The following is a 13,534-nucleotide window of genomic DNA, read 5'->3' as shown; positions in this document are numbered from 1 at the left end:
GGGTGCGGGGTGGGCATGGACGGATCGAGGTGCATCCGTCGGTGTCACGGATGACGAGTGCGCGGGGCGGCTGCGGCCAGCTCGGCGACCGATCCCGACATGATCGTCCGGACGTGCTCGGTGATGTGATCCGCGGGCCAGTCCCACCAGGCGACGGCGAGGAGGCGGGCGACGTCCTCGGCGTCGTAGCGGGTGCGGATGAGCCGGGCAGGGTTGCCGCCGACAATGCCGTAGTCGGGTACGTCGCCTGTGACCACGGCGCCGGAGGCGATGATCGCGCCGTGGCCGATCCGAACGCCGGGCATGACCGTCGCGCTGTGGCCGAACCAGACGTCGTTGCCGACGATGGTGTCGCCCCGGCTGGGCAGGTTGGTGAGCAGGTCGAAGTGGTCGGCCCAGGAGCCGCCCATGGTGGGGAAGGGGAAGGTCGAGGGGCCGTCCATACGGTGGTTGGCGCCGTTCATGATGAACCGTGTTCCGGTGCCCAGCGCGCAGAATTTACCGATGACGAGTCTCTCGGGGCCGTAGTGGTAGAGGACGTTGCGCGCCTCGAACGCAGTCGGATCACTTGGGTCGTCGTAGTAGGAGTACTCGCCGACTTCGATCAGCGGGGACTTCACCAGCGGCTTGAGCAGCACCACCCGCTGCTGTTCGGGCATCGGGTGCAGGACGGTGGGGTCGGCGGGAGCAGCCGGCATCGTGAGTCGATTCCTCTCTGGAACGGGCGTTGGAGTCGGACAGGAACCCTCAGCCTCTGATCACGGGCCCTCGGGCGGCGCGCAGAGCCAGGTGGGTTCCTCTCCAGCGCCGCCGCAGCAACCGGTCGTGGCTGACGAGGACGACGGTGCCGGCGAAACCGGCCAAGGCGGTCTCCAGCTCCTCGGCAAGGGCTGGAGACAGGTGGTTGGTGGGCTCGTCGAGCAGCAGGATGTCCGCAGGCCGGCTGACCAACCGCGCCAGGGCGAGCCGCTGCCGCTGGCCGGTGGAGAGCCGCCTGACTGGCACCGCCAGCCGGGACCGGTCGAACAGCCCGAGGGCCAGAAGCCGTTCGGCGTGGTCGTCGGCTTCCCCCGCCCGCCCACGGGCGTAGGCGGCCAGGAGGGTCTCATCCGCCGAACCGGGGTCCGGGTCCTGCGGGAGGTACCCGATCCGGCCGCGCCTGTTGACGTGCCCGCGGACGGGGGCCAGATCGCCGGCCAGGACGCGCAGCAGGGTGCTCTTGCCCGCGCCGTTCTCGCCCGTGACCAGCAGATGCTCGCCCGCCCGGACTGTCAGATCGATCGGGTCGAGTCTGCCGGAGACGGCCACCCCGACGGCGTCGAGCACGGCGCCGTGCAGCTGTCCGGCGCGCAGCACAGGCGAGAAGTTCAGAGGCTCCGGCGGGGCCGGGACCGGGTCGGCCTGCAGGCGGCGCAGCCGTTCCTCGGCGTTGCGGACGCGGCTGGCCAGGGACTGCTGCACACGGGCACCGGCCTGGTTGTAGGCCAGTTTGTTGCCGTCCTTCATGGCCCGGCCGGGGGCCACCCGGCGGGCGGTACCCGAAGCCGAGTCGCGCACTCGGTCGACCTCGGCACGCCACCGGTCGTAGTGCTGGGCCCAGCGCCGCCGCGCCGCCGCCTTCTCCGCGAGGTAGCCGGCGTAGCCGTTGCCGTACCGGACGACGCTGCGTCGGTCCCCGTCCACCTCCAGCAGGCTTGTAGCGACGTGTTCGAGGAAGCCCCGATCGTGGGAAACAACCACTGTGGTGCCCCGCCGGCTATGCAGGTGCTCCTCCAGCCATGCCAGGGCGGCCTCGTCCAGATGGTTGGTCGGCTCGTCCAGCAGCAGCACCTCCGGAGCAGCTGCCAGCACCGCCGCCAGACGCAGCCGGACCTGTTCGCCGCCGGAGAGACTGCCCATGGTCGAGGCACGGCCCACCTGCCTCAGGCCGAGGCCGTGCAGAGCGCGTTCCAGCCGGGCATCGGCGTCGTAGCCGCCGCGCAGCTCGAAGGCCGAGACGGCCTCGCCGTACGCGTCGAGCGCCGACTCGTCACCGTCGGCCATCGCTGCCTCCAGGCGGCGCATCCGTGCTTCGATCGCACGAAGATCGCCCAGTGCCTTGTCGATGACCTGCTGGGCCGTCACATCCGCTGGCAGGCCCCCGTCCTGGGCGAGGTAGCCGACGCCGCCGTCGGCCTGCAGGATGATCTCCCCCTGGTCGGGGCGCTCCCGCTTGGCGAGCAGCCGCAGCACGGTGGTCTTGCCGGACCCGTTCTCGCCGACGATCCCGGTGCACTCACCCTTCGCGAGCGAGCAGGTCACCGAGTCGAGAACGGGCCTGCCGTCGAAGGACTTGCTGACTGCGAGCGCGGTGATCTGTGTGGACATACGAGCAACTCCGAAGCTGTCAGGGACGGAACGGTCGCCTGGGACCGCAAGGCCGGAAGAACGCTTCGGAAGAGCATCGGCAACTCCACTAGTGCGACAGTTGTTACTTTAAGATGCTGTCATGATCTAGTCCCGCCGAGCAACCGGATTCCTGATGACAGACCCACCGGACAACCCGCCGGAACGTGCCCGCCCCACCGCACCGCCCGACCGCCGACCGGGCGGCCGCACTGCCCGCATCCGCGCCCAAGTTCTCGACGCGGTGCGCGCCGAACTCGGTGAACACGGTTACGAGGGGCTCACGATGGAGGGCGTGGCGGCCCGCGCCGGCGTGCACCGCGCCACGGTCTACCGGCGCTGGCAGGACGTCGGTGGCTTGCTCGCCGACGTCCTTGACGCCGCCGGCGAGGACGACTGGCAGCCCCCGAACACCGGCTCGCTGCGCGGCGATCTGACAGCCCTCAATGACGAGATCCAGGAGTCCTTGGTCGCACAACCGTCGGTCCCCGAAGCCCTGATTGCCGCCTCGTTCCGCTCCGCGCAAGCCGCCCACGCCCAGCATCAGCTGTGGGAGGACCGGTACGCGCGCTGTGAGGCCCTCGTCGAGCGCGCCATCGATCGCGGTGAACTCCCGCCGGACGCGGACGCGCGGCGTCTGCTGATCGCCGCCACCGCACCGCTCTACCACCAGCTAGTACTCCTGCGGACCGCTCCTGATCCGCAGTTGCCCGGTCACGCCGCCACCACAGCAACCCTGGCCGCCGCCGCCGGAGCGTTCACCCGCCCTGCGCAGGGCGAAGAATCCTGACGGCCGACCTGCGGGGTGGGCCCTAGGACTGCGGGGGTCCTCAAGGTCGATGACGGCCGGAGCCTGTCTGCTCTTGCGCGAGTTGTGCTCTTCCCGCTCCGCGGCCCAGGCGCCCTTCGCTCGTTGATCGCCGTGCTCCTGAGGTGGGCCCACCCGCCCGTAACCGGGTCCTCGCCCCTGTCGCGGGCTCAGCCGAGGGTGTAGCCGTACTTCTCGGCGACCGCTTCCATGGCCACCACGTCGGCCGGGTCGAGCGGCGGCCCGACCCGGCCCCTGACACCGGGGCGCCCTATCTCCTGGAACATGCCGTCCATGCCGCCGGGAACGTACAAGAAGTACATCCGGGCGGGTTGATCGGCGCTGATGTTGCGGAAGGAGTGGCGCACTCCCTTGGGGACGTAGACCACTCCGCCCGGCCCGACCTCGAACTCCTCGTCGCCGGCGGTCACATGGAGTGCCCCCTCCAGGAGGACGAACGTCTCGGACTCGCCGTGGTGGGTGTGCGGCGGCGGCCCGGCCTCGGCGGGTACCACGGCTTCCGCCAAGGAGAGTTCACCACCGGTGCCAGCGGCCCCGAGAAGAGTGGTGTAGGTGTCTCCCACGAGGAAAACGGGAGAGCCGCCGTCCGGCGGTACATGCAGAGGAGGCAGGGACACTGGTCGTCTTTCTGATCGGCGGTACATTTCGCATGCCACAACGGAGGTTTGCGGGGTCCGGTTCAACGCGGTGCCAGTGCGGGCCGCCCGCCGGCCGGCCACGAGACGGCATTGCCAATCGGCCTCGTCTCCCGACACGCCGAGAGCCTGATACCGAAGTAGTTGCGGGGTTCAACGTGTGTAGCCTCAACACGTATGGCGGCCGTGGACGAACACCCGACCGCTGTCTCGCTTCCGGGGCAACCGGCGTGCGGTGGTCGCCATCGATTACTGCCGGTGTTGCCGCGGCTATTCAGCTATTCAGCAACTATCAGCAAGGACAGCCATGAAGATCGGTTTTGCGCTCCCGCAGTTCCACGAGCAGGCTTTAGGCATAGCCCGGACCGCGGAGTTCGCCCGCGAGGTGGAGAACGCGGGGGCCGCGAGTCTGTGGGTGAGCGACCGCAACCTGGCCCCCGTCAACCCGAAGGTCGGGTACGGAGGGCAGGGCAACACCATTCCCGCCGAACTCAACGCGGCCGCGGACCCGTTCGTACTTCTGGGCATCGCGGCGAGCGCCACCGAGCGTGTGCTGCTCGGCACGCATGTGCTCATCGCCCCGCTGTATCCGCCGGTGCAGATGGCCAGGGCGCTCACCAGCATCGACCTGATCAGTGAGGGGCGTCTGCTGCCCGGTTTCGGTATCGGCTGGTCGCCGGAGGAGTACGAGGCCGCGGGTACGGACTTCACCCGGCGCGGCGCGCGGATGAACGAGCTGCTCGACGCTCTCGACGCCATCTGGACCAACGACCCGGCCCACTACAGCGGTGAGTTGATTTCGGTGCCCCTGCACCACGCTCCCCTCAAGCCGGCCCGGCGCCCCCGCCCGCCGTTCTACCTCGGCGCTCTGTCCGAGCGCGCTCTGCGGAGGGTCGCCGAGCGCGGTGACGGCTGGCTGCCGCTGGTCGTAGTGCCTAGTTATGTGGACATCGACGGACTGTTGAACCAGCGGGCGCTCATCGACCGACTGGCCCACGAGGCCGACCGGGACCCCTCCGCGATCGACACGGTCCTGCGGGTCAACATCGACGAGGGCACCACGACGCAGCAGGTCGCCGACGTCATCAAGGCGGTCCACGAGCGCACCGGGATCGACCACTTCATGGTCGACTCGCTGTACACCGTCCACAGCATCGACGGATCCATCGCCCACGCTGCCGAGCTGATCACCCTGGTCGAGAGGGGCTGACAACGGTACCGACTCGGCGGTCGTAGGAGGCTCGGGCCGGAAACCGTCCGTCCTGGGGTGGGGAGGAAGACGTCGGCAGCCCGACGTGGTCGTCCGTGCGTCGGCGCAGGTGGCCCGCTGCGTCACGGTAGGAGTTTTGCACGACGATCCGATCCACCCTAGGGCCTGGTCCGGGGACCGAACGCCCGGGCTGTCCCGGGCCGGTAGGGCTGGGTGGGTGCGGGTGGTGCGCGCGGGAAGAACCCACGAACCAGGCCGAGGGCCACGCCTCCGACCGCGTGCTCAAGCCGGTCTTCTCCTGCCCGGACCCGATCCGAGCCGGATGAGGATGAACCGGATCAGTGGCGGGCGGCCGGTGTGCACTGATCGCCGCCGAGGTGTCGCTCGCCATCGTCTCCTCGCTCGCCGAACGGGCCGCCGTCCGCACGGTCGTCCCAGGTGAGCAGCTGCCCGCCGCGCTGTCGCAGAACGAGGCCCGTGGCCGGATCGCGGGCGCACCGCTACAGCAGCTTGACTGGGTCATTAGGACTCCACCGACCTCACAACGCAGAAGGCACAGCTGACCCCCGGGATCACCTGACAGTGGCCAGGGTCATGAACGGGGGAAACGTGAATGAAGGCCCCGGGTTCTTCCCGAGGCCGTGTGTGGGTGCTCATTGCGAGCATCGCCGGTTACCGTCCGCTTACACCACCAGGGCTCTGGCAGGAAGTCGGGCGTTCGGCGGCGGGTCCGGTGCACTGGCCGCTCTGCCCCGCGCCATTGCCACCATTGGTGGGAGGCTGCGGAGTGGCGAAGGCCTGGGTCGACGCACCGAAGATGCCGGCCGCAACAAGCATCGCAGCCGCTACGGCTCGTCCTACGCGCCTCGTCATGACTCAATACCCCTTTCTTCCCTTTAGTGCATGTTTGCACCTTACGCGCCCATCTCGAGATGGCAAACGCACCGATCCAGCGGGTCAGGGTGCGTTTGGATTGCGACGTGGTGTGATCACGTAGATACCACGGGTTGAGGGATCGACGAGGCCCACTGTGGTGACATCGGTCCGCAGTGCGCGCGCCGGCTTGCTTCAGCAGGTCCCGGCCGGCCTCGGGGACGATCCCTGCGGACAGAGGGGGTGTGGCACCGACGGCCAGCGGCCGATTGAACGCCCCTGAAGCGATCCGGAGGAACCACGCGGTCGCCGACCCGAACCTCACTCCTGTACGCCCGCCAACCGCAGCACCCCTCGCCGCAAGGCGACCCCCGCCGCGACGAGTGCCGAGGGCACGGCGAGGAAGGCGCACGCCGTCACCGTTGTGGCGAGTTCCGGCCACGGGATCCGGAGCGGGGTGGGGGCCGACAGGACGCTCAGGGCGGTCCATATCGGGAGCAGGTTCAGGGCCGTGGTCACGAGGCCGAGTACGGCTCCCACCATCACCACCAGCAGGGCTTCCGCTGCGACCGTGCGCAGGGCCTGGCCCTTGGTGGCGCCGGCCAGGCGTAGGGAGGCAAGGTCGCGGGTGCGGGGGCGGTCGGAGGTTGCCATGATCATGGTGTTGATCAGGGAGACGGCCGTGTACAGCAAGGCGATGCCGAGGACCAGAAGGATGCCGAGTCGGGTCGTGCGGTTGGTCTCTGGGTGACTCGACTGGACCCACTGGGACTTGGTGAGAATCTCGGCGCCTGTGCCGCGCACCGTCTCGTGCAGGACCTTTGCCACGGTGGATCTGGCGGCGCCCTTCGCGAGGGTCACGTCAACCCGGTCGACCGTGGCGCCCGGAGCATTGCGCGGAGTGACGTACACGCCGTTGTCGCCCGTGCCGATGGACAGTACGGCGGCGATCCGCAGGGACTTCTTCGTGCCGTCGCCGAGCCAGACGTCCACGCGTTGGCCGACCGTGTGCTTCTCCCACTCCTCGTTGACGATGATCGAGTCGTCGTCGAGGTCGCGGACTTCGCCGGCCGTGACCGGGAGGCGGGTGGTCGCGGCGAGTGTGCGTGGATCGGCTGCGCGGGCCTCGGACTTGATGAGGGCCACGTCCTCCTCCATCGTGTGCACGGCGCTCGACGAGGTCGCGGAGACCACGCTTCCGGGTACCTCGCGCAGCCGCGCCACCGTCGCCGGGGTGAGCTCCGAGCCGTCCGTGGCCGTGATCACGAAGTCGGCCGCCGTCTGCGCACGGATCTCGGCGCCCTTCGCCTCGTTCAGGGTGGCGGGAGCGCCGAGCAGCGAGCCGGCCAGCGCGACCGTGACGAGGACGGGGGCCGCGACGGCGGCGGTGCGGCGTACGTCCGTGGCGGCGTTCTCGCGTACCAACCTGCTCACCACGCCCGGCAGTTGGGCCGGAAGCCAGGCGATCACACGGGTCAGCGGACGCACCAGGACCGGTGCGAGCAGGGCGACCGCGGTGATCAGCAGCATGGTGCGGCTGATGTACGTCTTGCGGTGCAGCAGGTCGCCCGGATCGCTGAACAGGGCCAGCCCCAGCGTCACGGCGGCGGTCAGCAGCAGTGCCGCACCGCACAACCCGCGGCCCCACGTCATCGTCCTCGCATCGACGGACGCCTCGCGCAGCGCCTCGGTCGGCGCGGTCCTCCCGGCCCGCCACGAAGCGGCCACCACCCCGCACAGCGCGACGAGCAGGCCCGTCCAGAAGGCCAGGTGGTACGGCCAGGTGTGATCGCCGATCGTGAACCAGCCCGGCGCGAGACCGCCGTCGACCACCCTCTCGGCGAGCCATGGCGCACCGTACGCCCCGAGGACGCAGCCGGCGGCCGAAGCCGGCACACCGATCACGAGGGCTTCCGCGAAGACCATGCGCCGGATCTGGCCGGAGGTCGCCCCGACCGTGCGCAACAGCCCGAACTCCCGGCGCCGCTGGGCCACCGCGAACGCGAAGGTGGACGCCACCACGAACACCGACACAAAGCCGGTGACCCCGCCGGCCGTGCCGAACAGGGCGTTCATCGCGGTGAGCGCCTCGCTGTCCCGGTCGGGATCGGCATCGGCGTCACGGCGCGCGTCACCGGTGAGCACCAATGCGCCGCTGCCGCGCACCACGTCGCGTACGGCCGCCGCTTCCGCGTCCACGACGAGCTGGACGCTGCGCGGCGACAGCTCGGCGGCCCGCGCGTCGGTGTAGAACACGGCGTTCTCGAAGCCGCGCCCGGCGACGGTGCCGACGACGCGTACGGTGCCGCGGTCGGTCCGTACGCGCTCGCCGGGCCTCGTCCAGTCGCCGCTGACGACGACCTCGTCGGGCGCCCGGGGCGCGTGCCCGGACTTCATCTCGTACGGGGTGAAGGCCGCGGTCGACCAGGGATGGCCCACCAGTTCGCGGGGGCCGCCCCGGGCCCGTACGGGAAACGACCGGTCCGCCACGACCGTCCCTAGGTCCTTCAGCCGCGCGACGACGTCGGCCGGTATGCCATGCGGGTGCGCGAGTTGCCGCGTCTCGTCGCCGTTCGCGGTGGGAACGTGCAGGGTGTCCGCGCCCTGCACGACGACCGGCGCCGCGGCGAACCGCTCGGGCCGGCGTTCGGGCGCGTCCAGTGAGGAGGCCAGGGCCAGGCCCATCACGGCGATCAGCGCGACGCCCAGCGAGAGGGCGACGAAGCTGCCGACGAAGCAGATCCAGCGGGTACGCAGCGTGCGCAGGGCGATTCTCAGCACAGCATGGCCTCGATCTGGTGAGCCGGTTTCGGGATGGCTTCACCAAACCGTGCGGGGGCACAGAGGCGCAGTGCGGCAGAACCGAGACCTGGGGTAGGGCCAGGCCTACCTCCGATCCGCCCCCTGGACCGATGGCACCGGCACAGATGCGGCTTCTACGGTGATCCCCATGCATCCGGCGATCCCCGCGCAGCCCCGCACCGTGTGGCAGGCCATGACCAGGCCCGGCTACCTCCTGTCGGTGTGGCCTTGGCGCTCGATCGGCTACCTGGTCACCGGCGCCCTCACCGGGGCCGCCGCCCTGGTGGCGATCGTGATCCTGGCGGCGGTCGGGGGGGGTCCTCGCCGTGATCCTGGTGGGGCTGCCGCTGCTGGTCTGCATAGCTCTGGCCGGTCTGCCAGTGGCCCGCGTCGAGCGGCTCAGACTGCGTCTTGTCGATCTGGAGCCGGTGCCCGACCAGCACCGGTTGCCGGCCGCGCCCGGTCTGTGGGCCTGGCTGACGACACGGTTGCGGGAGCGGACGACCTGGCGGGAGCTCGGGTACGCGCTCCTGTTCGCGGGCCTGCTGTGGCCGGTGGACGCCGTGGTGCTCACGGTCGCCCTGCTGCTCCCGGTGTCCATGACGGCAACTCCCCTGCTGATGGCGACGGTTGGCGGCGGCCACGAGGCGAAGGTGCTCAAGCAGTGGACGGTCACCAGCTGGCCGGCCGCCTTCGGCATCGCCGTCCTCGGGCTCGTCCTGATAGGCCTGTGCGCATACGTTCTCGGGGTCGCGGCGGGCGCGCGGGCCGCGCTGACCCGTCTGCTGATCGCCTCCCGCGAGGGCGATCTGGGAGTGCGGGTCGTCGAACTGGCGCGTTCTCGCGTGCGGTTGGTGGACGCCTTCGAGGCGGAGCGGCGGCGTATCGAGCGCGATCTGCACGACGGGGCGCAGCAGCGGCTGGTGGCCCTGACGATGACCCTCGGCCTTGCCCGGCTCGACGCCCCGCCGGGCTCCCTCGCCGACCAGCTCGCCAAGGCGCACGACGAGGCGGGCAAGGCGCTGGCGGAGCTGCGCGAGCTCATCCACGGCATCCACCCGCAGGTCCTCGCGGACTACGGACTCCAGGCGGCCGTGGCCGACGCAGCCGACCGCTGCGTAATCCCCGTGGACCTGAGCCTGGAACTGCCCGGGCGTCTGCCCCAAGCGGTCGAGGCGGCCGCGTACTTCGTGGTGTGCGAGGCGCTCGCCAACGTCGACAAGCACAGCGGGGCGCACCGTGCCGAGGTCGGCGGTGGTCACCACGACGGGCGGCTGTTCCTGGAGATACGCGACGACGGGCGGGGCGGCGCGGACGCCGGGAGCGGCAGCGGGCTGACCGGACTCGCGGACCGGGTGTCCGTACTGGATGGCAGACTTGCGCTGTCCAGCCCGCCCGGCGGACCGACCTCGTTGCGCGTGGAGATCCCTTGCGAGCTGACCGAGCCCTGCGTGTAGTCCTGGCCGAGGACAGCGTGCTGCTGAGGGACGGGCTCATCGGCCTGCTCACCCGCTACGGGCACGAGGTGGTGGCGGCCGTCGGCGATGCCGAGGCGCTGCTCGCCGCGGTCGACGAGCACGGGCCGGACATCGTGGTGACGGATGTCCGGATGCCTCCCGGTTTCCAGGACGAGGGGCCTGCACGCGGCCGTACGGCTGCGTGAGACGCGACCCACGCTGCCCGTCCTCGTCCTCAGCCAGTACGTCCAGCGGAGGTACGCCGCCGACCTGCTCGACTCCGGCGACGGAACGGGCGTCGGCTATCTGCTCAAGGACCGGGTCGGGCAGGTGGAGGAGTTCGTGGACGCGCTGCTCAAGGTTGCCGACGGCGGCACGGTCGTCGACCCCGAGGTCGTACGCCAACTGCTGCGCCGCCGCCGCGATCCGCTGGAGCGGCTCACCCCGCGCGAGCGCGAGGTCCTGGCGCTGATCGCCGAGGGCCGGTCGAACGGCGCGATCGCCCGCGAGCTGGTGGTGTCCGAGGCCGCCGTCGGCAAGCACATCAGCGGAATCCTCACCAAGCTGGACCTGCCCCCGGCCGACGAGACCCACCGCAGGGTTCTGGCCGTACTGGCATTCCTGCGCGCCTGACGTCCCCAAGCCGGCCGCTTCACAGGGACTTCAGAGCGGCTTCGCGAAGCACCTGCTCGCGTCGTGGAAGCGGTAGTGGCCGAACTTGGCGCAGAGCTCGTAGCCACTGGACGTGTAGAGGGCGATCGCCTCCGGCTGCTTCGTACCCGTCTCCAGGACCATGCGCGTACGACCCGCCGCGCGGGCGTCGTCCTCCAGGGCCGCGAGGATGCGACGGGCGAGACCGTTGCCGCGCGCCTCCTCGATCACGTACATGCGCTTGATCTCCGCGTCGCCGTCCGAGTAGCCCTCGTCGTTCGCGTCCTGGGTACGCCAGCCGCCCGTGGCCACCGGCTGGTCCTGCGCGTCGTACGCGATGAGGTACAGGCCGAGCGGCGGCTCGAACATCGACGGGTCGAGGGGGGTTACGTCACCCTCGTCGTCGTAGCGCACGGCGTACTCGGCCTGGACCCGGTCGTTCAGCTTGACGGCGTCGGGGTGGTCGAAGGAGGCGCGACGTATATTCATGCCGAGGATCGTACTTCTATGCGCTACGTGGTGGCGATCCATTTTCCCATGGCCGCGCGGCTGAGATCTCGGTGTCGACTACGGCTTGATGTCGTACAGGACGTTGAAAGGGTCGTCCGCAGAGGACCGGGCGACGTCGCTGAAGCCGGCCTCGGTGCACAGCTCGCGTACGACTTCCTCGGGCATACCGCACGTTCCGAGGGCGGCTCCGCCGTTCGCGAGGGAGGTCGTCATGCAGTAGAAGACGCTGAAGCCGTAGAACATCGATGCCACGGGGCCGACGTTGTCCTCGGGGCGGTTCTGGCAGTTGATCTCGAGCATCAGGTAGTCGCCGTCGTCCTTGACCGCCGCTCTGATGGCGGCGACGAGCCGCTTCGGGTCCGCCGCGTCGTGGATCACGTCGAAGGTGGTGACGAGGTCGTAGCGTCCGGGAAGACCCTTGGCGGCATCGACCGTCTCGAAGGTCACGCGGTCGGTGACACCGGCCTTCTCCGCGTTCGCCCGGGCGCGTTCCACCTGGCCCGGGAAGTTGTCGAACCCCACAAAACGCGAGCGGGGAAACGTCTTGGCGAGCACGGTCAGTGCGCGGCCCGCGCCGCATCCCACGTCCGCGACGTCGACGCCCCGCTCCAGCCTCTCGATGACGTGCGGAAAGGTGCTCAGCCAGTCGTCGACCATGACGCTTTCGAACCAGCTGCCCGTGAAACGGCTCATACCGTCCCACAGGATGTCCGGGTAGTCGCTCTGCCGTACGCCTCCACCGTTCCGGAACGCCTCACTCAACCGTTCGTACGGCGCCAGGGCGGCGGGCATCATCTGGTAGACGCCACCGAGAAACATGGGCCCGGATTCGTCGGCCAGGGCGGGCGCGTGCTCGGCGGGGAGGGCGAAGCGGCCGGGCGCTGGTTCCTCCAGATAGCCTGCGGCGGTCATGCCTCGCAACCACTCGCGTACGTAACGCTCATTCAGGTCCAGCCGGTCCGCGAGCTCCTCGCTTCCGGCGGGGCTATTGGCCGCGAGGTCCTTGAACAGGCCCAGTCGGTCGCCGAGGTGGCACAGGCCGATGGCCATCGTTCCGCTGATGTCCCCGAGTGCCTTCTCCATGAAGGCTTCGACCTTTGCTTCGTCCAATTCGCGCTGCACGGCCATGGTGTCCCTCCTGGCTGTCGAACACGATCGCGGGGTGCGATCGGCCTGGAAAAGCCAAGCACCGGGCTGATCCCTTGTGTCGCTGCCACGACTTGCGGGGACGCGCGGGCCGGATTGTGTCACCCGAAGCGAGTACCGGAAATCGTCCCTGTGTGTGCGTTACGTGGAGCGGGCGGCCACACATGCGGAGTGGCAGGTCGGACCACGCGCCTGCGACCGTCGTGTACGGGTGATCGTCTGGCAAGTGAATTCCGTCCGTCCCGGGGTTTCTCCTGGCGGGAGTCGGCCCGCTGTTACGTACCTGGGACACTTCTGCGGCTCCTGACCTACAACCTTCCGTCATACCGGGCCGTCTCATCCGATAACAGCGTTTCACGACTAGGGGGACATTGTGCGACGTATCGGAAGTGTCGGAGCGGCAGTGGCCGTACTCGTCATCGCGGGCACGGCCATGGGGACGGCGGCGGGCAGTGCGGGCGCCACGCCTGTGGTCGCCACGCGTGTAGCGGCGGCCTGCCCGACGGGCTGGGGCAGTGGCGTCAAGGGCGGGGTGGCGAGTGGTGCCGTGCCGCTGGCCGACATCAGGACCGGCCGGCACGAGTGCTTCGACCGCATGGTGTTCGACGTCCGCGGCGGCGGCGACGAGATCGGCTACTACGTCCAGTACGTCGACCGCCTCCACCAGGCCGGCTCGGGCGACCACATCCCGGTCGGCGGCGGTGCCATCCTCGAAGTCCGGGTCGCCGCGCCGAGCTACGACCCGGAGACCGGCGGGGTCGCCTACGCGGCGGAGGTGGCCGAGCCCCTGCCCGGCGTCGACGTCGCCGGCTACCGCACCTTCCGGGACACGCGCTTCGCCGGCAGCTTCGAGGGTGAGACCCAGATCGGACTCGGCGTCCGGGCCCGGCTGCCGTTCCGGGTGATCCAACTGCCCGACCGGCTGGTCGTCGACGTCGCCCACAGCTGGACGGGCGCGCGCTGAGGCGGATGATCCGACGGCAGTTGCTCCTCGGGGTGCCGACCCGCGCGGACGGAGGCCGCCAAGTCGCACATG

The 13,534-nt window shown here is 70.0% G+C and carries 10 protein-coding genes and 2 pseudogenes; 6 read left to right on the top strand and 6 right to left on the bottom strand.

Features of this window, described 5'->3' with window-relative positions:
- Positions 1-44 precede the first annotated feature (44 nt).
- A complete protein-coding gene (locus ACFYO0_RS23930; protein ID WP_388679350.1) occupies positions 45-698 on the bottom strand; it encodes a CatB-related O-acetyltransferase in 654 nt (217 codons plus the stop codon).
- Between the two features lie 49 nt (positions 699-747).
- On the bottom strand, positions 748-2,367 hold the full coding sequence (gene abc-f, locus ACFYO0_RS23925; RefSeq protein ID WP_388679347.1) for a ribosomal protection-like ABC-F family protein: 1,620 nt from the start codon (positions 2,365-2,367) through the stop codon (positions 748-750).
- Positions 2,368-2,521: 154 nt separating this feature from the next.
- Here abc-f and ACFYO0_RS23920 point away from each other — a divergent pair, with 154 nt between their 5' ends.
- Positions 2,522-3,175, top strand: coding sequence for a TetR/AcrR family transcriptional regulator (locus ACFYO0_RS23920; RefSeq protein ID WP_388679344.1), 654 nt, complete (start codon positions 2,522-2,524; stop codon positions 3,173-3,175).
- 188 nt (positions 3,176-3,363) lie between these two features.
- Here ACFYO0_RS23920 and ACFYO0_RS23915 read toward each other — a convergent pair whose 3' ends face one another.
- A complete protein-coding gene (locus ACFYO0_RS23915) occupies positions 3,364-3,777 on the bottom strand; it encodes a cupin domain-containing protein (protein ID WP_388679341.1) in 414 nt (137 codons plus the stop codon).
- A gap of 379 nt (positions 3,778-4,156) precedes the next feature.
- Here ACFYO0_RS23915 and ACFYO0_RS23910 point away from each other — a divergent pair, with 379 nt between their 5' ends.
- Together ACFYO0_RS23910 and ACFYO0_RS23905 are read left to right on the top strand one after the other, a co-directional pair.
- Positions 4,157-5,059 carry a TIGR03619 family F420-dependent LLM class oxidoreductase gene (locus ACFYO0_RS23910; RefSeq protein WP_388679338.1) on the top strand — a complete coding sequence of 301 codons (903 nt, stop codon included), beginning with the start codon at positions 4,157-4,159 and terminating at the stop codon, positions 5,057-5,059.
- Positions 5,060-5,400: 341 nt separating this feature from the next.
- Positions 5,401-5,622: a hypothetical protein gene (locus ACFYO0_RS23905; RefSeq protein WP_388679335.1), complete on the top strand. Its 222-nt coding sequence runs from the start codon at positions 5,401-5,403 to the stop codon at positions 5,620-5,622.
- 631 nt (positions 5,623-6,253) lie between these two features.
- Here the strand turns inward: ACFYO0_RS23905 and ACFYO0_RS23900 are convergent.
- The gene (locus ACFYO0_RS23900; protein WP_388679333.1) at positions 6,254-8,713 is read right to left on the bottom strand and encodes an FtsX-like permease family protein; all 2,460 of its coding nucleotides are present in this window, start codon (positions 8,711-8,713) and stop codon (positions 6,254-6,256) included.
- A gap of 214 nt (positions 8,714-8,927) precedes the next feature.
- Here ACFYO0_RS23900 and ACFYO0_RS23895 point away from each other — a divergent pair.
- A pseudogene (locus ACFYO0_RS23895) lies at positions 8,928-10,191 on the top strand (sensor histidine kinase).
- Positions 10,164-10,824 (top strand): annotated as a pseudogene (locus ACFYO0_RS23890) (response regulator). Before ACFYO0_RS23895 ends, ACFYO0_RS23890 begins: the two co-directional pseudogenes overlap by 28 nt.
- A 30-nt stretch (positions 10,825-10,854) precedes the next feature.
- Here the strand turns inward: ACFYO0_RS23890 and ACFYO0_RS23885 are convergent.
- Together ACFYO0_RS23885 and ACFYO0_RS23880 are read right to left on the bottom strand one after the other, a co-directional pair.
- Positions 10,855-11,331, bottom strand: a complete 477-nt coding sequence (locus tag ACFYO0_RS23885; RefSeq protein ID WP_388679330.1) for a GNAT family N-acetyltransferase — start codon at positions 11,329-11,331, stop codon at positions 10,855-10,857.
- A 78-nt stretch (positions 11,332-11,409) separates the two neighbouring features.
- Entirely contained in the window at positions 11,410-12,480 is a 1,071-nt protein-coding gene (locus ACFYO0_RS23880) for a class I SAM-dependent methyltransferase (RefSeq protein WP_388679328.1), read from the bottom strand.
- A gap of 451 nt (positions 12,481-12,931) precedes the next feature.
- Here ACFYO0_RS23880 and ACFYO0_RS23875 point away from each other — a divergent pair, with 451 nt between their 5' ends.
- Complete coding sequence (locus tag ACFYO0_RS23875; RefSeq protein WP_388679498.1) at positions 12,932-13,462, top strand: hypothetical protein; 531 nt, start codon at positions 12,932-12,934, stop codon at positions 13,460-13,462.
- Positions 13,463-13,534 lie beyond the last annotated feature (72 nt).

Origin of the sequence: Streptomyces sp. NPDC006365, from assembly GCF_042870755.1 — a bacterium.
Lineage (GTDB): Bacteria > Actinomycetota > Actinomycetes > Streptomycetales > Streptomycetaceae > Streptomyces > Streptomyces xiangluensis.
Note: the sequence above shows the minus strand (reverse complement) of the source record. Positions and strands in the feature narration are given on the sequence as shown.

Coding starts and splice junctions, on each gene's coding strand:
- ACFYO0_RS23930 (WP_388679350.1), bottom strand. CDS start 698: ATGCCGGCTGCTCCCGCCGACCCCACCGTCCTGCACCCGATGCCCGAA.
- abc-f (WP_388679347.1), bottom strand. CDS start 2,367: ATGTCCACACAGATCACCGCGCTCGCAGTCAGCAAGTCCTTCGACGGC.
- ACFYO0_RS23920 (WP_388679344.1), top strand. CDS start 2,522: ATGACAGACCCACCGGACAACCCGCCGGAACGTGCCCGCCCCACCGCA.
- ACFYO0_RS23910 (WP_388679338.1), top strand. CDS start 4,157: ATGAAGATCGGTTTTGCGCTCCCGCAGTTCCACGAGCAGGCTTTAGGC.
- ACFYO0_RS23885 (WP_388679330.1), bottom strand. CDS start 11,331: ATGAATATACGTCGCGCCTCCTTCGACCACCCCGACGCCGTCAAGCTG.
- ACFYO0_RS23880 (WP_388679328.1), bottom strand. CDS start 12,480: ATGGCCGTGCAGCGCGAATTGGACGAAGCAAAGGTCGAAGCCTTCATG.
- ACFYO0_RS23875 (WP_388679498.1), top strand. CDS start 12,932: ATGGGGACGGCGGCGGGCAGTGCGGGCGCCACGCCTGTGGTCGCCACG.